An 18,521-nucleotide genomic window follows, 5' to 3' on the forward strand; every position below is an offset into this window, starting at 1 on the left:
CTGGCGCGCCGACGCGACAGCGCCCGCACCAGCGGGCAGCACGCGGCAATCTGGCTTCAGGAAAGATCGATGGCGGAGAGAGAGTCCGCCGTACTGCCGTTCTTGACTGTTTATGATGATACTCGATAACGCCGCATTCGCTTGACTTTTTGGTGCGTAAGCCGCTCTATCGTCCTCAGTTGCGCTTCATTATCTCTGGCTATCTCCAACCTGAAGTGCATACGGAAGTGCACACCATGGCAAGAGCGCTCAATAAAATCTCGGATACCTTTGCAAAGTCCGCGCTTGGACCAGGCCGCTATAGCGACGGCGGTGGGCTGTATCTCAACGTCAAGCCCGGCGGCGCAAAGAGCTGGATATTCATGTTCGCTAGAGGCGGAAAGAGGCAGGCAGTGGGGCTGGGCCCGTACCCGGCAGTTCGCCTGGCATCGGCGCGCATCAAAGCTGTCGAGCTGCGCTCGACTGTTGCTGAAGGTTCTGATCCAAAGGCATTTCGCACGCCGCAGAGGGAACTCAATTTCTCCGAATGTGCGGACGAGTTTCTGTCGTCCATGGAAACCCAGTGGCGCAATGCAAAGCATCGCGCGCAATGGCGAATGACGCTTGGCGATACCTACTGCGCGGCTATCTCGGACAAGCGCGTTTCGCATATCAATACGGAGGACGTTCTCGCGGTTCTCAATCCCATATGGATGAAAAAGCCAGAGACAGCCTCGCGCATCAGAGGGCGCATCGAACGCGTGCTCGACTATGCTAAAGCGCGGGGCTGGCGAACTGGAGAGAACCCTGCACTCTGGCGCGGCCATCTGAAGAGCATTCTACCACCGCGACAAAAGCTTAGCAGAGGGCACCACGCGGCGATGGACTACAAGGAAGTTCCTGCGCTTGTAAAACGGCTGCAACATTCGGATGCGATGGCCGCAAGAGCACTGGAATTCTTGATCTACTGCGCTGCTCGATCAGGAGAGGTTCTTGGGGCGCGGTGGGAGGAGTTCGACCTTGAAGCCAGTATCTGGAAAATTCCTGCAGAGCGGATGAAGGCCGGCAGGCCCCATCGAGTGCCGCTATCGCAGAAGGCGCGTGGTCTTATCGAGGGTCTTGGCCCAACGAGAACATCTGAGTTCGTGTTTGCTGGCCAAAAGGCCGCGCGCCCGTTGTCAGCGATGGCGATGGAGATGTTGCTGCGCCGGCTTCGGGTGGCCAACGTCACCGTGCATGGGTTCCGGTCCTCATTCCGCGATTGGGCCGGCGAGGAAACGGCACACGCTCGCGAGACCGCTGAAGCCGCACTTGCCCACGTTGTTGGTGATGCGACCGAGCGAGCCTATCGGCGGGCGGACGCCCTGGAGAAGAGGCGGCTCCTGATGCAGCAGTGGGCCGAGTATCTGAGCGATGGGGTCGAGCAATGACCCGAAAGCCAGACACAAAAAAGAAACCGGTAAAATTCGTACCCCAGAACCGAAAGAACAGACCAACACCCCCTCTTCCAATGGTCGATCCCACCGATGATCCGATGGCGCCAGGCATTATGCATCCAGAATATAAGAGGTATCTTCGACTTCTCGATCGAGTACTTCCAGAACCCATATCTCAAACGGTTAGGCAAAAGCTGCCGACAGCACTTCGAACCGTTGCGATTGCCTATGGCGTCGATACCAGCACCACCCATTGGCTAGCGGAGACACTATTCCATTTAGCAATTGAAAACCCGATCCTAGGCATCACTGAGAGGAACCGCGGCTACCAGCATGGCCATCCTAATAAGGTAGCTAACGATCGCAACTGGTTAAGGGCTGTTTTTCGGGAAAAGGCTGCAGTGGAACTGACTTTGAGGAAAAAGGTCAGTATTAGTGACCTCGCGGCAAAAATCACAATTCTAGAGAATCTGGCAAGTGGAAAGAAGTTCGACGAAATCGATACGACCTCCCAAGAATTTGCAGACCACAGGCGCCGGACCTACGAAAGAATTCTTCGCCTTCGAAAGGCATACCCTGACGTTGCGCTCATACCTATCTAGTCCGAATTAGCGCCGTATATACCGGCGCGAGCAGCGACGTTAACCAAAGACTATCCAAAACCTCCAAGGAAATAGATAGTCATGAGCACACTGAACATTCCGTGGGCGCCCTTTTCACTGACCATCGTGCAAGCGGTCCGGTACTCGGGCCTGTCACGGTCATATTTCTATAAGCTCTTCGAAGCGGGCCGGCTGCCGCGCTTGAAGGCTGGCAAGCGGGTGCTCATCCTCCGGGCAGATCTGGACGCATACCTTGAATCGATCAGGGAGGTCAGCAAGCCATGAGCCCCCACATCAAAAAGGCCGCCGCAGGTACGAACCGCTCGCCAGGAGGTTTCCGATGTAGCCTCTTAATGCAACGATGCCCGCCCGTAATTGACAGGCGGGCATCGTGGTAGAAAAGGGTTCTGCTGGCCGCATGAACCACTCCCTTTTTAACCCCCAAAGCAGTTTCTCACAAGGTCCGATAGCTTGCGCAGTGGCAGGCTCGGACAAGGCGAAATTCGCTTCCGAGTTTCCGATCATCTCGACCCATTTTGGCGATGATGAATGGGGGGTCGGCGATGGCAGTTGAGTGGTTCCGCTCATGGCACGGCGCGCCAACTGATATAAAATGGCTGGCTCTGGCCAAAATCGCGGACGTACCGACGAGCCTTGTCATTGCGGTGGCTTGGTCGATGTTGGATCGTGCGTCGCAGGCTGAGCAACGAGGAAGCATCGCAGGCTACGATCCAGATGCCCTAGCGGCTTTCTTCGGTTGCGAGCCCGAGCAGATTGAAGCCATCGTTCAGTCGATGACTGCCAAGGGCATTGTCTCAGGCCTGAGGTTTGCATCATGGGAGAAGCGCCAGCCGGTTCGGGAAGATGGTTCTGCAGCCCGCGCAAAAAGCTGGCGCGAGTCTCAGCGTGAGAAGCGCGAACGCAACCAAACGCATTCGAACGCGAGTGAACTTGACCAAACTCGGACGAACGAGGCCGAACGACAAGATACAGATACAGATACAGCTACAGATACAGACGCCTCACTTCGTTCGGAGAACGCGCTTGCGCTCGTGCCGAAGGGTGGGATTTTCGATGAGTTTTGGAACAGCTACCCTAACAAAGTCGGGAAGGCAGCGGCCCAGAGGGCCTTCAAAGGTGCGCTAAAGCGTGTCGAGCTAGCCACTTTGATGGCTGGTCTGCACAGATACGTCTCTAAGCGGGATGATCGTCCTTGGTGCAACCCCTCCACCTGGCTCAACCAAGACAGATGGGCAGACCAGCCTGCGGTGGCGTTGTCGCGGTCACCTCAGCTTGAGAAACAATCCATTGCCGATGTCGCCGATCGCCTGATGAGTCAGATGGATACCGGTCATGAGTGACGCGAAACGCAGATTGCAGGCAATCAGGGAAATCGTTGCCCCCTACCCCAATGCAACGAGCGATGTATCCGCAGAGGAGATGTTGCGGTTCTACATAAAGGCCGTTGATGGATTCGAGGCAGAGCTGGTCATGGACGCAGCTTCAATGTTCACTCGTGGACAGGCGCCAGGGCATGATGGGCGATTTAGGCCTTCCCCAGCACTCGTGGCAAAGACGTGCCGGTTCGCAGCCGATAGGCGTGCGCGGGACCGGTATCTGCAGAAGATAGCAAGTCCACAATTACCTGCGCCTCCACTTGAAAAATCTCCTGAGAGCCGCGCCAACGTCCGGCAGATGGTCGAAGATTTTGTTCGGCTCTACCCCGGACCGTCACGCCGCAGTGGGTGCCGCTAACTCCTGCTCGAAAGAGCGCGGTGCCGCCAAGCCCAGGCGCTACGAGTGGAGGTCGAAGCCTCACTCGCGCCTTTGCACAAACCCTCCCGACTGAAACCTGGAATGGTCAAAATGAAGAAATCTACGGCCAAAAACACTCAACTTACTCAGCGGCAAGCAGAGTTCGTTCGCCAATATATGCTGGACATGTGCGCAAAAGCTGCTGCTGTGCGAGCAGGCTATAGTCGCCGGACGGCCGAACAGATTGGGCACCAACTGCTTCAGAAAACTTCAGTTGGCGCTGCGATAGCTCAAGCTACAGAACTACGTGCAGCTCGGCTTGAAATGCACGCCGACGATGTCGTGCGAGGCCTTATACAGGACGTAACAGCCGACGTAGCCGAGATATTTTGTCAGGACGGGACGCTCAAGCCGGTCGCTCTTTGGCCATACCACTGGAGAACCAGGGGACTCGTCGAAAGTTTCGAGGTTGAACAGCGACTGATCAACGGAGGTCCCAACGGGGGAGGCAGCGTAAGATTGGTGCGTATTAAGTTCGCAAATAGACACAGTCGACTCGAACTGTTGGGCCGTCACTTTGGTGCGTTTTAGACCTCCCTATAGTGGTGCACGTGATCAAGCACAGACTCCAGATCAATGCAAAACATGTCGGCGGGAGCGGATCGCACCGGGCCGAACGCGATGTGTCTTGGCTTGATGTTGCCCCGAGCAAGCCAAGGTGATCACTACAGCTCCTCATTGAGCCACAGATTGACCGGAGGACGTCGTTAGCAGCCCGTTAATCCGCTGAGCGCAAGTTGGGGATCTCCTCCCTCTCGACGTTCTCCCCGAGAGAACCTAAGGCGCTTCCTAATTGGAGCACCTTTTCTTTGTTCCCTGCCAGATACCCCATTTGGTCTGCGGACAGCCTAGAATCGAGCTTGCATTCGAAATGCCCTCTATCAAGCTTCGATGACCGCCTCCAAGACTACCGACATGCTGTGCTAACGACAAAATGGGGGCAGGATGCTGCCAGGCAGCGACGCGCCCCATTCCCGCCGTTCAAACTGTCTCTTCTATTTCCTAAAAGCAGTCGGTCCGCTGAAGTCGACGTAATGGCGATAAGGGGGTGGGAAGCTGGCCAGTTCTCAGACCAGGAGCCGCGGCAGCGGACGTTGGCCCTGTAAAGACGGCGACCGTTATGCAGCCACGTCCGCTGCGGAACGCCACACGACTTTTTCTGAGCAACGCACATGCCGCACCGCCCCGCCCAGGCTTCGCGTCCCTGCAGCCTCAAAATGGTTGATCGCGCGCAACTCGAGGTGTTAGCGCGCGACCAGTCCTTGGCGTCGACCAGACGCTTGGGCCGACTACTGCTCCTTCTTGAACAGGTCCTTGAAGATCAGCGGGCCCCAGACGCGGCCGCGGGCGTGCACCAGTGCGCCACCCTCATCGAGCTTTCCCAGGTCAACAGGGGCAAACCCGAGTCGCTTCGCCAAGGCCGCCACTGGCGGGATCGCATCCGCTTCATTACTCGACAGGAAGACCACGCGATGACCGCCATCAACCTCCGGGTCAGTCGCCAGCGTGGCTGCAAGCAGGTGGTTCCACCCCTTCACGAGCTTGGCGCTGTTGAACGCCTGGCTGACAAAGGCAGAGGACAGCAGGCCGTTCATCTCCTCAAGAGGAAGGTTGCTGTTCATCGCGTCGACCACCGTCTTGCCTTCCCAGTTGGGCAGGGCCCTGCCGACGTCCTGGTGCCGCTCGAAACGAACAGCGAGAATGATGGTGTCCGCCGTGACGGCTTCCGCGAGGGTTTTGGGGATGATGGTGGGCCCAATCGCCGCCGCATCGGCGGCAAAGCTCTCTGGGTCGCGTGTGGTGGCAACGGCGACTTCGATGCCGTTGCGAGCAAATGCCTTGGCCAGCGCCTGGCCGACGCTGCCGAAGCCGATAATTGCGTAAGTCATGATTTTCTCCTTGGGTTAAGCATGTCGGGGTCAGACTTGCGCCAGGCCGCCATCCACGGCGACTTCGCTGCCGGTCATGAAGCTGCTGTCCGACGACGCGAGAAAGGCGGCGACAGCGCCGACTTCCGCGGGATCGCCCATGCGCTGGAGCGCCGTCATCGCGCCATAGACCGCCAGGCCCTCTGCTCCCAGCGCTGCCTTGGCCAGTTCGGTCGCTACCGCCCCGGGCGTCAGCACGTTGACCCGAATGCCGCTTCCCTTGAGGTCTTCCGCCCAGGTCCGCGCCAGATTGCGGACGGCGGCCTTGCTCGCGGCATAGGCGCTGAATGCCGGGGCGCCTGTCGTGCCGGCGCTCGACCCGGTCAGGATGATCGACCCGCTTGGCCCCATCAATGGCAGCGCCTTCTGGACCGTGAAGATGGTCCCCTTCACATTGGTGTCGAAGGTGTCATCAATATGCGCGGCGGTGAGCTGGCCCAGTGCCAGCTGGCTTCCCGTTCCGGCATTGGCAAACACGATGTCGAGGGTTCCGCGCTCGACCTTGACCGCCGCATAAAGCCGGTCAAGGTCTGCCTCGTCGGAGACCGATCCCTGCACCGCGCGGGCATTGGGCCCGAGCTCGGCTAAGGCAGCGTCGAGAGCGTCCTGTCGGCGGCCGAAGATGAAGACGAAGGCACCCTCCCTAGTGAAGCGCTTTGCCGCGGCGAGGCCGATGCCGGTTGCACCACCGGTGATCACGGCGGTCTTGTCCTTCAGTCTGGTCATGTTGGTATCCTTGGTTCGCCAATGTGGGTCTAGGGAGGAGGTCGCCTTGAGAGCCAAGACATAGGCGCGTCGCAGTCAGCCGCTCAGTGGTCAATCGCGCACATCGGTGGTGCGAAAACGATCCGGCGAGACGATGAACCGTTGCAGCAGCCGCACAAATGGGGCTCAGTGCACGGAGATGAGCTTGGCAAGACGCAGCGTACGGCGCGGGAATGCACCATGATGGACTGGGACGACGTTCGCTATTTTCTTGCCGCGGCGCGCGGGGGCTCAGTTCGGGCCGCCGCCAAGCGCCTCGGCGTGAACCACGCGACCGTGCTGCGCCGCATCGCCCAGCTTGAGGAGCGCCTCGGGACCCAGATGTTCGACAGGCTGCCTTCCGGCTACCGCCTGACGGAAGCGGGTGAGGAGGTCCTCGAGTTCGCAGGCCAGATGGAAGCGTCGTCTCTGCAATTGGAAACTCGCGTCTTCGGGCGCGACCAGAGCGTGCGCGGGCTCCTGCGTGTAACGCTGCCGCCGCCCTTGGCTGCACATCTGCTCATGCCGGACCTGGCCGATTTCACACGCCTGCATCCCGGCATCGAGATGGAAATCCTGTCGTCCGGCGCACTGGCAAACCTGACCAACCGGGAGGCCGACGTCGCGATCCGCGTTGTTTATGATCGCGAGACCCTGCCGTCCAATCTTTACGGACTCAAGGGACCGCCTCTCTGTGGCGGCTTCTATATGTCCGGCGCTCAACTCGCCGAATGGCGGGCGGGTGGGACGGATCCTAGGTGGATCGGCATCAGCGGCCAAGGCGTCCCGGATTGGACCCGCGCCGGAGAGCGTCGCACCTCTGGGACGCCGTTCTGGACCACGGACTTCGCAGCGCAGATCGCGGCGGTGCGGCAGGGCATTGGCATCACGGCGATCCCGTGTTTCGTCGGCGATACCGACCCACTATTGAAGAGAGTGCCGGATACCGACCTGCAGCTCTATGGGCCGGTTTGGCTTCTCACGCAGGGGGAGACACGCAAGACCAAGCGCGTGCGGCTCTTCACCGAGTTCATATCCCGCCGGCTTGACGCCTACGCGCCGCTTCTCGCCGGGCAGCACCTATCGCCCGAGTGACGCCGGTTAGGGCAGAGACCAAGGCCGCGGCAAATCTGTGATCATCTCACACCTGGAAGGGATGACGTGGATGGCAGCTTTTCGGATTTCGCTCTCGGCGTGCAGATGGCCGAAAGGGGGTCGACACCTGCCAGGCAGAAACGCGCCCCATACCGGCCGTTCAGACGGCGTTTGAATTTCCTGAAGGCGGACGGTCCGCTCAAGTGAAGGCAACGAGGTGGAATGGAGGATGGCAGCTCGCGGAATGGTAACTAGCGGTGGCTGCCATTCCCAAAACGACGGTTCATCACAGCGGCTCTGAACAGTGCTTTGATCCTGCCGCTGTCGCAGTTCTGACGCTTGTTGGGGCGCAAAGCATCACGGCACGAGCACCACCTTGCCGAACTGACCACGTGCCTCGGAGCGTTCCATGGCAGCCGCCGCATCGCCGAGCGGAAACGTTGCCGCGATCACCGGTTTGATTGCGCCGGCCGCCAGCCGCGCCAAGACCTTCGCCATATCTTGGCGGCGCCGCTGCCTGGCTTTTGCTGCTCCGACCAGCATGCCTTCCCAAAAATCGTAGAACAGGGCTCGCCTGCCATTCGGCAACGCCGTCCAGAGCGCCAGCGTGGCGAGCAGCTTGAGGAACTTGGGCACCAGTGCCGTGGTCTTGTCCAGGTCCGCGGCAATGCCATAGACGACGAGGATGCCGCCTTGGTCGAGCAGCGCAAAGCTCTGCTTAACGCTGGTTGGCCCCAGATGGTCGAACACCGCGTCGACACCGCGCGGTGACAACTCGCGCACCCGTGCCGCCATATCGGGGTCAGCATAATCGATCGGTTCGACCCCGAGCGCCCTGAGCGCGGCGTGCTGGTGCGGCGACGCCGTGCCGATGACCCTTATGCCATCGGCGATCGCCAGCTGCGCCAGGATCGTGCCGACGCCACTCGAGGCCCCCAGCACGAGGATCGTTTGCCCCCGCCTGGCCTGGACTTTGTTGTAGAGCATCTGCCAGGCGGTCACGCCGTTGACGATCACGGTTTCCGCTTCGGTCGCCGCGACGCCTACGGGCACCGCAACGATCTCGTCCGCGGGCACCAGCACATGGGTGGCCCAGCCGCCGGTCTTGATTGCCGCGGCGACGCGCCGCCCGACCATCGACTGGTCCCCGCCGGAGCCGACGGCCAGCACCGTGCCGACGACGTCGTAGCCCGGTACGAACGGAGATTTTGGCTGTCCCGGGTAACGCCCGCGCCGCATCGCCTTTTCGGCGAACGACACCCCGCTCGCCTCCATACGCAACAGCACCTGGCCGGCGGCCGGGTCAGACATGCCGACTTGCCGAACCTGAAGTCCGGAAGGCGCCACGATTCCGGGCAGAACAATTTGCGTAGTCATCTTTGAATCGGGGGCGGTGGTCATCGGAGTTTCCTTTGTTGGGTCGCGGCGCCGCTTAGGAGATGTGGCGGCGCCGATGGGGGGAAGTCGTCTCAGGCGATGGCGCGGAGGCCTGCTTTGGGGCCATTGCCCTTAAGACCACCGAGAAAGGACAGGAGCTTGGGCGCGACCAATTCGGGCATTTCGGCGTGGGGATAGTGCCCGGCACCGTCGACGATGATGGTCTCCGCCTTCAGCTTGCCAGCCAGCATGCGGGCCTCTTCGACCGCGTCGGTGAAGTCCGGATCCTTGGTGCCCATAACGATGAGTGCAGGCACTTTTGTCTGGTCGAAAATGGCGGCGGTGTCGGCCTTCGAGAGGGAGAGCATCGCCATGAGGGCATCCATGCGTCCTGGCTCACGAAGGTTCGCGGTGATCGCGGCCTTAACCTTGGTATGGTCGACGGGCTTGCGTGTGGGGAACAGGGTGTTCCAGTACATGGTCCAGAACCCGACTTTCCAGGGGCCGGCAAAGCCGATCTTGAGCGACAGCTTCTGGATGAAGGAGGCCTCGAGATTGCGGAGGATCGGCCCCAGCAGCACAACGCCATTGACCTGGTCGGGGGCGTCGTGTGCCGCCCAGAGGGCCGAACCGGCGGCAAAGGAATTGCCCATTATAGTGGCGGGGCCGACGCCCAGGTGCCTCAGAACAGCCACAGCGTCGCGGCCGACGGCGCGGGCCGAGAAGTCGCTCCAATGAGCGGAGGTTTCACCGAAACCGCGCGCATCCATGGTGATCACTCGGTGGCCGGCCTGCTGCAAAGCCGGGCGGATCAGCCGGTATTCCGAGCGCAGATCGCCCATGCCGGGAATGGCGAGAACTGCCGGGCCGTTGCCGCCGGTGTCTTCGAAAGCAACACGGCCGCCCTCGGTGGTGATGAACTGGGTCTGGGTGCTGGTACCGGTCATGATGAGTCTCTCTGGTTTGGGTGACCGCCGGGCTGCCCGCGATCTCGTTGTTGACCTCATCAAGGTAGCTGCCCTATTCCTGCATGGAAATTGAGCAATATGGGATTACCTCATTTCAAAAATGAATACCCTGGACTGGACACTGCTGCGCTCGTTCCTGGCCGTCGTGGAAGGGGGCTCGCTTTCCGCCGCGGCCAAAAACATTGGCGCCACGCAACCGACGCTGAGCCGGCACGTCAGAGAGCTGGAAACCGCGCTGGGCGTCATCCTCTTTACGCGGTCAGCACAGGGCCTGGACCCGACCAATGCAGCGCTTGGCCTGGTCGATGATGCTCGTGCCATGGGTGCCGCCGCCGAAGCGCTTACTCTCAAGGCCCAGGGGCGCTCGCAGCAGTTGCAGGGCACGGTCCGGATTACCGCGTCGGTCATCGCGGCCAACCTCATGCTGCCGCCTATGCTTGCGGCGCTCCGGCAGGCAGAGCCGAGCATCCAGATCGAGATCGTCGCCTCGGACACCAACCAGAATCTGCTGCGTCGCGACGCCGACATCGCCATCCGCATGGCCGAACCGACGCAGAACGCCCTCATTGCCCGCAAGCTCGGGGACACACCGATCGGGCTTTTTGCCACGCGCGACTACTTCGATCGCCGCGGCCGGATCACCTCGAAGGATGATCTGCGCCATCACGACCTGATCGGTCTCGATCGCAGCGACTTCCTGGCGCGGGCCTTCGCCGCCAATGGCATCGACCTCATGCGCGAAGAGTTTGCGCTGCGGACTGACGACGTCGTGCTGGGATGGAATCTGCTGCTCGCCGGCGCTGGCGTTGGCGTCGGTCAGCTCGTTCTCGCCAAGCGCCATCCCGACCTAGAACTGGTCGATGGCATAAAGCTGAGCGCCTTGCCAGTGTGGCTGGTGATGAGCGAGGAAGTCCGCAGCAATGCCCGCATCCGGCGGGTGGCTGATTTTCTGTCAGAAGCCATCGGCGAGGTGCTGCGGCGCTAGCCGTCCCCCTCAGAGCATTAGCCACCTTTCATGCCTGATTGGCAGAAACGCGCCCCAAATCGATCGTTCAGACCGCCTCTCCGATTTCCGAAAAGCAGCCGGTCCGCTGAAGTCGAGGTTATGGAAATGATCGGTGGTTTGCCGACCGGCAGCTCTTGGCACGCAGCGGGCCAAATCGGACATTACCCTGCATCAATCTTGATACGCCGAGACCGGCTTGGCCCAAAACTTAGAATTTGGCAGGTTGCGACGCCGTGGTGTCGGCTAGTCGCACAGGTAGACAAAGTTCAAGCGATCGGCAAACGACGCCGCCCTATTGCCAAGCAGCAATCTGCGGCCAGGTGGCGAACTATATCCGAATTCGCTCACCCTCTTTTTGGGCTTGCAAAGTTGTGAGACAAAGCAAAAAATGCATCTATTGGTCGCCCGCGGACTAGCACCATCCATGAAGAACGTCGAACACGATGTAATCAACGAACTTCCCTTCCTGGACGATTACTGCTCGCTGGAAGATGGGATCCGCCTTGGCAAGGTTGGCGTCTGGCGGTGGAAGATAGACACTGACAAGTTGGAATGGACGCGAAACCTTGAAAGCGTGCACGGACTTTGCCCTGGTTCATACGATGGAACGTTCCAAAGCTTCCAACGAGACATTCATCCAGACGATGTCGATACGGTGTGGCAAAAGATCAAAGCGTGCATTGACGCAAGTGCGCCCTATAAGGCGACTTACCGAACGGTGCCTCGCCCTAATCACCAGGAATTATGGATCGAAGCGTCTGGCGGCATTTCCTCTGGAACCGATGGCTCTCGATACTTGACCGGAGTTTGCCTTGACGTCACGGAACGCGCGCAAAGCGAAGCGGAACTGAAACGGCGACTGTGTCAGCAGAGCGCTGTGGCACGATTTGGCTCTTTTGCGCTTAGCCAGAATGATATCCAGAAGGTACTGGACCGCGCTGTTGAGGTCGCAGCAGAAGTCCTCGATGTCCCGCTGACGAAGATACTGCAATTCACCGATGCCGCCGATCGACTTGTCCTGCGCGCCGGCATAGGCTGGGAGGAGGGTCTGGTCGGATACGCCGAAGTCGGAACTGAAATGGCCTCGCAGGCGGGATACACCCTGTCCGTGAACAAGCCTGTCATCGTATGGGACTTGTCACTGGAAACTAGGTTTGACGGCCCCAAGCTCCTCCATGACCACGAAGTGCGCAGTGGGGTGTCCGTGGTCATTTCCGGCTCGGAAGCCAGGCCATTTGGGGTATTTGGCATACACTCCCGCGATCTTCGGACTTTTGATCCGACTGATGCAGAGTTCCTCCAATCACTGGCAAATATCGTCACGGGCGCCGCGAGGCACGCAGCGGCAACAGATCGCCAGCAGCTGCTCCTACGCGAAATGGCGCATCGTGCTGGCAACATGCTGCAATTGGTCAACAGCATAGCAGGTCAAACGTTTGGCGATGTAGCCGATATCAAACTTGCGAAGAAGGTTTTCAGCGAACGGTTGAGCGCCCTTTCCCGATCCAACTATGCTGTCTCACGGGGTGGCTGGACGGCGACACGGTTCGCTGAGCTTATTGATGATATCCTAGAGCCATTCAAGCATCAGGTGCTGACTGAGGGGCGGGACATAATGCTCTCGCCGGAACTCTGCTTCGACATGGGGTTGATCTTGCACGAACTGGCGACCAATTCCGCGAAGTACGGCACCTTGGGAAAGGACGCGGGAACGATCACAGTAAAGTGGTCCTTTCAGAAACGTGCTGCAGGGCAGCAGATGTTTTGTCTCGATTGGGAAGATCCGCTCTCCCAGTACGAAGTGCAGGCTAAGGGCACGGGGTTTGGTTCCAAGCTAGTGAACGCGCTGGTCGAGCGGAAATGGAAAGGCAGCGTGCTTGTCGAGCAAGACGCCTACTTCAGGATAAGCTTGGAAGTACCGGTGGGCAGTTGACCTACGGTCTTCAGCTCGATGGGGCCGCCGGATTTGATCAGACACTCACAGCTCGGCGAATACCCTGATTGAGGTAAAAAGTCCTCAACGGAATATCAGCGCCAGACCATCCAGCATCGTGACCTGACCGTCGCCTTCATCCAGCCATGAGCGGAGTTCTTTCCTCATACTGTGCATACTAAAATAAAAAGGGCGCCTAGCGGGCGCCCTTTTTATTCAATCGGATCGATATCTACGTCTAGAATTCGTTCCAGTCTTTGGCGATAGCGGCATTGCCATGGCTGATGTAGGCTTTGGAGGCCTGCTTGACCTTGTCCTGCAACGTCTTGATCCCGGTCCGCGGGGCCTCAGCCATAGGTGGTCTGGCAACGCCTGGGCCGTCGACGAGAATGAAGATGTCCACGATCCGGTCTAGCTCACTGGCCTGACCCTCAGTCTGCTCGATTGCCGCATTGGTTTCTTCCACCAAGGCAGCATTGTGCTGGGTCATCTCGTCCATCTGCCGCACCGCGACATTGACCTCCTCGATCGAGGACGCCTGTTCCTTGCTGTCGCGTGCAATGCTTTCCATCACCAGGCTGTTCTCGCGGATCCCCGCCAGAATGGCCTCCAGCTTACTGGCCGCTTCCGCCACTAGCTTGGAGCCTCCGGCCACTTCTGTGGCGCTCTGCTCGATAAGCACCTTGACGTCCGAGGACGCACTGGCCGCTGACTGGGCTAGCCGCCTCACTTCCACTGCCACCACGGCAAAACCCTTGCCAGCGTCACCGGCTCGCGCCGCTTCCACCGACGCATTCAGCGCCAGTAGATTGGTCTGGAAGGCGATATCGTCGATCAGACCAATGATATTGGAAATCTTGGACGAGGAACTCGTAATCCGCTCCATCGCCCCGGTCGCCTGGGTCATCACCACACCGCCTTCTTCGGCGGCGCGCGATACTTCCTGCGACTTCACACTGGCGTCCTGGGCCTGCTTGGCGCTTTGTAGCACTGTGGTTGCCAATTGCTCCATGGTCGCCGAGGTCTCTTCGATCGTGGCGGCCTGCTTGGTCGTGCGCTCGCTCAGGTCATTGGCCCCTGCCAGAATCTCCCCGGTCGCTGCTCGCACGCCGCGCGAGGTCTTGCGCAACTGACCCACGATATCTGTCAGCTTGTCAGCCACCGCATTGGTATCGTCTCGCAACTTGGCAAAGGCGCCACTATGCTGGCCTTTGACGCGTTGCGTCAGATTGGTTTCGGCGAGGCTGGACAGCACCCGCCCGGTTTCCCCAAGACTCTCGCCCATGGTGGTGATCAGCCCATTGATCGATGTGGCCAGATTGGCCAGTTCAGGATCGCTGTAGCTGGTTTCGATACGGGCCGAGAAGTCGCCACTGCTGGCCGCATCGACCACGCGGTTAAAGTCGCTGGACAGCTGCTGCATCGTCGACTGGCGCTCCTGACGGCTGGAGGCAGTGGTGCGCTCCACTTCATCGGCAAGTAGTTCGGCTTCCTGGGCGCTGGACTGGGCCTGTTGTGAACGCTCGTCGGCTATCTGAAGCAGGTGGTGGGTATTGATCGTCATCCAAACTAGGCCGATAGCTTCGATGATCAGAATCACGGCGTGCAACAGCACACGGCCAAAGCCGCCACCGCCATAAAAGATCAGATCATCCAGCGTCATGCCCAGCACCAGATGGTGCACTGCGACAAGGCCCGCACCCAGCAAGATGGCCTTGGTATCGTAAAGCAGGGCGCAGACAGCCAGCCCGGCAAAGAACGCCATGTGAATATCGTTTTGCTCTGGCTGGCCGCGGGTGGCAATCAACATGGCCATCACCTGCGCCATCATCACGGCTACCGCCATATAGCGGAAGGCGGCTGACTGGCGGTTGACCAGATAGGTGATCGCCAGCCCCGCGAGCCCGATACCGGCCAGCATGCCGCCCAGGCCCAATGTGCCCTGAAACATCAATTCACAGATCAGTGCGATAGCGGCCATTGTCGCCGCCAGACCGGCGACGAAGATCGAGGCACGACTGCGGATGGTATCAAGTGTCATGTGGTTTCGCGATCAGGTTGAGGAGCACAGAGCCCGTAAGCCTTAAGGAAAAACAGCGCACCCAGGCTTCTGGCCCGCTGCTGGAAATCGGCGTCGTCAGCATAGGCAACGACCATATTGGGGAGTCTGGTCGGCCCCACGGCATAGCCGCCGGCAGCGCGCACTATCGACCAGGCGGTTTCTTCGCTAGTGAAGGGCGAAAAGGCGACCGCCATTTGACCCTTGCTCTGCGGCGCCAGCATGAAGGCGGCAACCAGCATCACCGAAACAGCCGACAAAATAAGTGCTGGAGCTAGTTGGCGCATTATAGCGAGCCACCATGAGAACATTCGGACCACGTTTATGGACCTGATATTCCGCTTGAATAGTTACCAACTTGATTAAATTCTACCCCTCTACAAAATTCTGGTGGCGGTCACACTAGCGTAGCTCGGGTAGTTTTTTGGACTCCACCTGAGGCGTGCGAAGTCGCTTTTAGGTTGACTCAACAACTGCTCGAACGACCAGAATGGGGTCGTGTATGGACGGCTCTCCGTTGGCAAGGGGTTTTCTGAGCTTTGCCGATGCTGGTTGGTGCGGCCGTGTATCCGACCTATAGGTGCGGCTATCACGTGCAGCGTGGGTCGCAGCCAGCTGAAACGGTGCTCCTCCAAGTTGTCTGGACCGCTAGCCACTATATCGTTCTTCCTGACAGCCGTTCTGGCTGGACCGAATATGCAGCTTACCGGTTGCTGTTTGCTAATCTTGGCAAGCTGCTTCAATTTATGGTTAGCATAAAGCTAATCCGGCTCGGGTGGCGCTGCCGAGTTTAACCCAATCGCCGTTCTGCCAGGCATCATTGAGCATGGCGTGGGAAACCCAATCGTTGTTTTTAAAGAGCGGCACAAGCGTGCAGACATGAGTGGCGGGGCTCGGAGAACCTCGCAGAAGCACTTCTGCTGTTATGGAGTCGATAACTGCGGGGCGGTTATGGTGTCCTCGACGACCTAGTCCGCAACAGACCCAAGGCTGTGTGAGAACTCGCGGCAGCTTATGGCCTGAGAGGGATGCGATTGCATCAGCGGCCCCCTTCATCCCCTCATCGCTTCACGGATTGGACCGATGCCGGCGATGGCGCGCTTGATGCTGCAGGCCAAGATTGCCAGGCTGGTTTCGGTGGCGACGTTTTTGAGACCCCGCGCTCGCAAGTGGGTCCCATCGCGCCTTTAGTGGTGCCGAAGTCTTACTCGACAGTACGGCGGCGGACCGCCATAGAGCCGAGCATAGCTTCCAGCCGACGCTCCATGGCATCGAGCACCGCTTCAGGTCCCATCGCCGGATGCGCTTCTCCCTTTCCGGGTTTGCACAGCGGACGGGGTGGGCAGGCGCTACAGGCGTTGCTTGGAGTACACGCATATGAGCTTGCAGCCGGATCGGTGAGCGATATCTGCTGATGGGGATGCGCCAGCCATGCTGAGCACCTAATCACTCTCAATATCGGCAAGATAGTCGCAAGCATCGGCAAGGCTTTTTTTTACATCCCTGATCAATCCGTCAACTGGCGCTGTAGACTGTCCACTCGCCTTCAAACTTGACCGGAGGGTTTTCAAATGGGCGAACTGTGCAGTCCACAACTCCACTTGTCTCGTCCAATATGCGATTTCAGCTGCTCGAATTCGAACGACATCACCCATCACACTCCCTCCTGTCGCACACATTTTCAGTCAACAGTTTCGTTGGCTAATGTGTACCCGACGCGACAGGGTTAACACCAGTATCTCACTCGGCGGAAATTATGACGTAAGTTCTCGCACGATGCCCGTTAGGGCAAGGAGTCATCCGTCCAGTTTCGATTTTCCATGGCGTTGAGCGGACTGTCGGGTTTTTAGTCCGGTATTGAGATTGACTAAGTTACCAGGCAGACTATTTGGACCGACCTCAACTGGCCCAGGGCGTGTTCCTGGGCCCTCTTCTTGGAGAGCAAGCCCCGTGGGGTCTTAGGCGTTGGTTTTAGGTTTCTTGGTCGTCTTTGCCGATACAACCGGTTCTGCCGCAGGCTTTCGGCCCAGTCCAATTGACTTGGCAAGCGCGGATCGTGTTGCAGAATAATTGGACGCGACCATCGGATAATCCGCAGGCAAACCCCACTTCGTCCGGTACTCATCCGGCGTCATGCCCAACTGCGCTAGATGCCGCTTCATGGATTTGAACTTCTTGCCGTCATCCAAGCAGATGATGAAATCCGGGGTGATCGATCTCTTGATGGCGATAGCGGGCTGCAGTGCTGCCATTTCAGACCGCGCCACCGCGCCGGACAACGACTGCAGTGCCTTGTGGGTTTCTGCAATCAGCTTAGGGAGGTCAGTGGGTGACAGAGCGTTATGCGAGACATACGCAGCAACAATCTCTGTCACCTGCTCCAAGCGATCTGCGTCCATCATGGCACGTTCAGCAACGTCATTCATTCAGTCATCTCACTTGGGGTTTAGGCAGCGACGCGGGTCGAAAGACCAGCACGTCAGTTCTGTGCACCACTAACATGTTTGCCTGATCTAGGGCAGCATCAATGTTTCGGGAGAACATCTAGGGCCCTAGCTAGTTTCTCCACCACGTCCAAGCTGACATTGCGCTGCCCGTTCTCGACCTCGCTGAGATAGGCGCGTTTGACCCCAGCCTCAAAGGCCAGTTGCTCTTGCGTCCAACGCTTGTCTTTGCGGGCCTGGCCTCATACCAGTGCGAAATAGATAAGTCCCTCGAGCTATAGGCTTATTCGACCAAACCGGGTGTCAGCAAAGTCAGCGACGTATTCGGCAACTGAAGAAAATGCGAAATTTCTTACGCCCAGCAGCGGCGATTGCTACCAAGCCGCCCTGGTTGGCTGTAGGCGCGTTGTGTCACTGCCTCACCTATGAAAACATGGGCCTTCGCTCAAAATTTGAAATGGGAGTATATGTAGGAGCTGACCAGTTATTCGGTAGAACCAGCATCCTTGAACGGGCAGGGCAATTCTACCGAACTTGTTCACGTCGAGGCGCAAAGCCCTGCACAAGCAGCGGCGAAGGTGCTTCAGGAGCACGTCAGCACCGTTGCGGGCGATGGCGAGGTGCGGTGCCGTGTTTGGTGGCTCGATGATCAATTTCGAACCAATATGCTGACATTTTATGATAAAAAGTGATCCTATTACCGATGCAGACTAGTCTGGATTGACCGCGTTTCACAATGCATGAGCCGCGTTCCGGCAATCCAGGTGGCCGTTTCGATTTCCCAGGAGCTGAACATCTGCTCAGGTGACCGCAATGTCGGTAATGGGGTGGATTGCGGTCTGTCTGCTGTTCGACAAATCCACTGAGAAGCAGACATTTCAATCGGTTGTCTTCCACGATCTCTGTGGTTCTTGACGCCAGTCGATATCTGCGCCAACTCTGCCGCAAGGGGTCTGCGATTACCCCGTGAGGCGCCAGCCGAAGTATCGCGTCCACTATGAATCCAGGACGCACGCCATGGCACCCTTTGCCTCAATTTCTGTCGACAAGCTGGCCCGGCTCGTCGGCACACCCCAGTCTCCAGTCATTATCGATGTCCGCGACGCCAAAGCGCTCGCTGCTGAACCCTATATTC

General features: G+C 58.8%; 16 protein-coding genes and 1 pseudogene. 8 read left to right on the forward strand and 9 right to left on the reverse strand.

The genetic code is table 11. The annotated features are described in order from the left end of the window. The first annotated feature begins 152 nt into the window (after nucleotides 1-152). From AC4NN3_RS01110 to AC4NN3_RS01130, 5 genes are all read left to right on the forward strand, one after another. On the forward strand, nucleotides 153-1,409 hold the full coding sequence (locus tag AC4NN3_RS01110) for a tyrosine-type recombinase/integrase (RefSeq protein ID WP_491925306.1): 1,257 nt from the start codon (nucleotides 153-155) through the stop codon (nucleotides 1,407-1,409). Continuing rightward, nucleotides 1,406-2,017, forward strand: coding sequence for a hypothetical protein (locus AC4NN3_RS01115; RefSeq protein WP_491925307.1), 612 nt, complete (start codon nucleotides 1,406-1,408; stop codon nucleotides 2,015-2,017). The genes AC4NN3_RS01110 and AC4NN3_RS01115 overlap by 4 nt, the downstream gene beginning before the upstream one ends. Before the next feature lie 81 nt (nucleotides 2,018-2,098). Then, a complete protein-coding gene (locus AC4NN3_RS01120; protein ID WP_491925308.1) occupies nucleotides 2,099-2,302 on the forward strand; it encodes a helix-turn-helix domain-containing protein in 204 nt (67 codons plus the stop codon). 278 nt (nucleotides 2,303-2,580) lie between these two features. Further along, nucleotides 2,581-3,378 (forward strand): LvrA C-terminal domain-related protein, encoded by a 798-nt coding sequence (locus tag AC4NN3_RS01125; RefSeq protein ID WP_491925309.1) that lies wholly within the window; start codon nucleotides 2,581-2,583, stop codon nucleotides 3,376-3,378. 505 nt (nucleotides 3,379-3,883) lie between these two features. Next, on the forward strand, nucleotides 3,884-4,363 hold the full coding sequence (locus tag AC4NN3_RS01130; protein ID WP_491925310.1) for a terminase small subunit: 480 nt from the start codon (nucleotides 3,884-3,886) through the stop codon (nucleotides 4,361-4,363). Between the two features lie 758 nt (nucleotides 4,364-5,121). Here AC4NN3_RS01130 and AC4NN3_RS01135 read toward each other — a convergent pair. Both AC4NN3_RS01135 and AC4NN3_RS01140 read right to left on the reverse strand, forming a co-directional pair. Further along, a complete protein-coding gene (locus tag AC4NN3_RS01135; protein ID WP_491925311.1) occupies nucleotides 5,122-5,721 on the reverse strand; it encodes an NADPH-dependent F420 reductase in 600 nt (199 codons plus the stop codon). A 30-nt stretch (nucleotides 5,722-5,751) separates the two neighbouring features. After that, a complete protein-coding gene (locus tag AC4NN3_RS01140) occupies nucleotides 5,752-6,486 on the reverse strand; it encodes an SDR family NAD(P)-dependent oxidoreductase (RefSeq protein ID WP_491925312.1) in 735 nt (244 codons plus the stop codon). Nucleotides 6,487-6,705: 219 nt separating this feature from the next. On the opposite strand from AC4NN3_RS01140, the gene AC4NN3_RS01145 reads away from it, so the two are divergent. After that, nucleotides 6,706-7,599, forward strand: a complete 894-nt coding sequence (locus AC4NN3_RS01145) for a LysR family transcriptional regulator (RefSeq protein WP_491925313.1) — start codon at nucleotides 6,706-6,708, stop codon at nucleotides 7,597-7,599. Between the two features lie 357 nt (nucleotides 7,600-7,956). Here the strand turns inward: AC4NN3_RS01145 and AC4NN3_RS01150 are convergent, their stop codons facing one another. Together AC4NN3_RS01150 and AC4NN3_RS01155 are read right to left on the reverse strand one after the other, a co-directional pair. Further along, nucleotides 7,957-9,000 (reverse strand): zinc-binding dehydrogenase, encoded by a 1,044-nt coding sequence (locus AC4NN3_RS01150; protein WP_491925314.1) that lies wholly within the window; start codon nucleotides 8,998-9,000, stop codon nucleotides 7,957-7,959. Between the two features lie 68 nt (nucleotides 9,001-9,068). Next, nucleotides 9,069-9,923, reverse strand: a complete 855-nt coding sequence (locus AC4NN3_RS01155) for an alpha/beta fold hydrolase (protein ID WP_491925315.1) — start codon at nucleotides 9,921-9,923, stop codon at nucleotides 9,069-9,071. A gap of 121 nt (nucleotides 9,924-10,044) precedes the next feature. On the opposite strand from AC4NN3_RS01155, the gene AC4NN3_RS01160 reads away from it, so the two are divergent. Beyond that, the gene (locus AC4NN3_RS01160) at nucleotides 10,045-10,929 is read left to right on the forward strand and encodes a LysR family transcriptional regulator (protein ID WP_491925316.1); all 885 of its coding nucleotides are present in this window, start codon (nucleotides 10,045-10,047) and stop codon (nucleotides 10,927-10,929) included. A gap of 445 nt (nucleotides 10,930-11,374) precedes the next feature. After that, entirely contained in the window at nucleotides 11,375-12,883 is a 1,509-nt protein-coding gene (locus AC4NN3_RS01165) for a sensor histidine kinase (RefSeq protein WP_491925317.1), read from the forward strand. Nucleotides 12,884-13,121: 238 nt separating this feature from the next. Here AC4NN3_RS01165 and AC4NN3_RS01170 read toward each other — a convergent pair whose 3' ends face one another. The 5 genes and pseudogenes from AC4NN3_RS01170 to AC4NN3_RS01190 form a co-directional block, all read right to left on the reverse strand. After that, nucleotides 13,122-14,924: a methyl-accepting chemotaxis protein gene (locus AC4NN3_RS01170; RefSeq protein ID WP_491925318.1), complete on the reverse strand. Its 1,803-nt coding sequence runs from the start codon at nucleotides 14,922-14,924 to the stop codon at nucleotides 13,122-13,124. Further along, nucleotides 14,921-15,202 (reverse strand): hypothetical protein, encoded by a 282-nt coding sequence (locus tag AC4NN3_RS01175; RefSeq protein ID WP_491925319.1) that lies wholly within the window; start codon nucleotides 15,200-15,202, stop codon nucleotides 14,921-14,923. The genes AC4NN3_RS01170 and AC4NN3_RS01175 overlap by 4 nt, the downstream gene beginning before the upstream one ends. 1,182 nt (nucleotides 15,203-16,384) lie before the next feature. Beyond that, entirely contained in the window at nucleotides 16,385-16,597 is a 213-nt protein-coding gene (locus tag AC4NN3_RS01180; RefSeq protein ID WP_491925320.1) for a hypothetical protein, read from the reverse strand. A 303-nt stretch (nucleotides 16,598-16,900) separates the two neighbouring features. After that, nucleotides 16,901-17,368: a Ros/MucR family transcriptional regulator gene (locus AC4NN3_RS01185; protein WP_491925321.1), complete on the reverse strand. Its 468-nt coding sequence runs from the start codon at nucleotides 17,366-17,368 to the stop codon at nucleotides 16,901-16,903. Nucleotides 17,369-17,466: 98 nt separating this feature from the next. Continuing rightward, nucleotides 17,467-17,613 (reverse strand): annotated as a pseudogene (locus AC4NN3_RS01190) (helix-turn-helix domain-containing protein); the annotation flags it as partial. Between the last annotated feature and the right edge of the window lie 908 nt (nucleotides 17,614-18,521).

Source organism: Devosia sp. MDV22-iso42 (assembly GCF_058629155.1).

What these genes read in the sequence shown, in the direction of transcription:
- AC4NN3_RS01155 (WP_491925315.1), bottom strand. Translation starts at nt 9,923, where the DNA reads ATGACCGGTACCAGCACCCAGACCCAGTTCATCACCACCGAGGGCGGC.
- AC4NN3_RS01135 (WP_491925311.1), bottom strand. Translation starts at nt 5,721, where the DNA reads ATGACTTACGCAATTATCGGCTTCGGCAGCGTCGGCCAGGCGCTGGCC.
- AC4NN3_RS01115 (WP_491925307.1), top strand. Translation starts at nt 1,406, where the DNA reads ATGACCCGAAAGCCAGACACAAAAAAGAAACCGGTAAAATTCGTACCC.
- AC4NN3_RS01120 (WP_491925308.1), top strand. Translation starts at nt 2,099, where the DNA reads ATGAGCACACTGAACATTCCGTGGGCGCCCTTTTCACTGACCATCGTG.
- AC4NN3_RS01185 (WP_491925321.1), bottom strand. Translation starts at nt 17,368, where the DNA reads ATGAATGACGTTGCTGAACGTGCCATGATGGACGCAGATCGCTTGGAG.
- AC4NN3_RS01140 (WP_491925312.1), bottom strand. Translation starts at nt 6,486, where the DNA reads ATGACCAGACTGAAGGACAAGACCGCCGTGATCACCGGTGGTGCAACC.
- AC4NN3_RS01165 (WP_491925317.1), top strand. Translation starts at nt 11,375, where the DNA reads ATGAAGAACGTCGAACACGATGTAATCAACGAACTTCCCTTCCTGGAC.
- AC4NN3_RS01180 (WP_491925320.1), bottom strand. Translation starts at nt 16,597, where the DNA reads ATGGGTGATGTCGTTCGAATTCGAGCAGCTGAAATCGCATATTGGACG.
- AC4NN3_RS01170 (WP_491925318.1), bottom strand. Translation starts at nt 14,924, where the DNA reads ATGACACTTGATACCATCCGCAGTCGTGCCTCGATCTTCGTCGCCGGT.
- AC4NN3_RS01150 (WP_491925314.1), bottom strand. Translation starts at nt 9,000, where the DNA reads ATGACCACCGCCCCCGATTCAAAGATGACTACGCAAATTGTTCTGCCC.
- AC4NN3_RS01160 (WP_491925316.1), top strand. Translation starts at nt 10,045, where the DNA reads ATGAATACCCTGGACTGGACACTGCTGCGCTCGTTCCTGGCCGTCGTG.
- AC4NN3_RS01130 (WP_491925310.1), top strand. Translation starts at nt 3,884, where the DNA reads ATGAAGAAATCTACGGCCAAAAACACTCAACTTACTCAGCGGCAAGCA.
- AC4NN3_RS01125 (WP_491925309.1), top strand. Translation starts at nt 2,581, where the DNA reads ATGGCAGTTGAGTGGTTCCGCTCATGGCACGGCGCGCCAACTGATATA.
- AC4NN3_RS01145 (WP_491925313.1), top strand. Translation starts at nt 6,706, where the DNA reads ATGATGGACTGGGACGACGTTCGCTATTTTCTTGCCGCGGCGCGCGGG.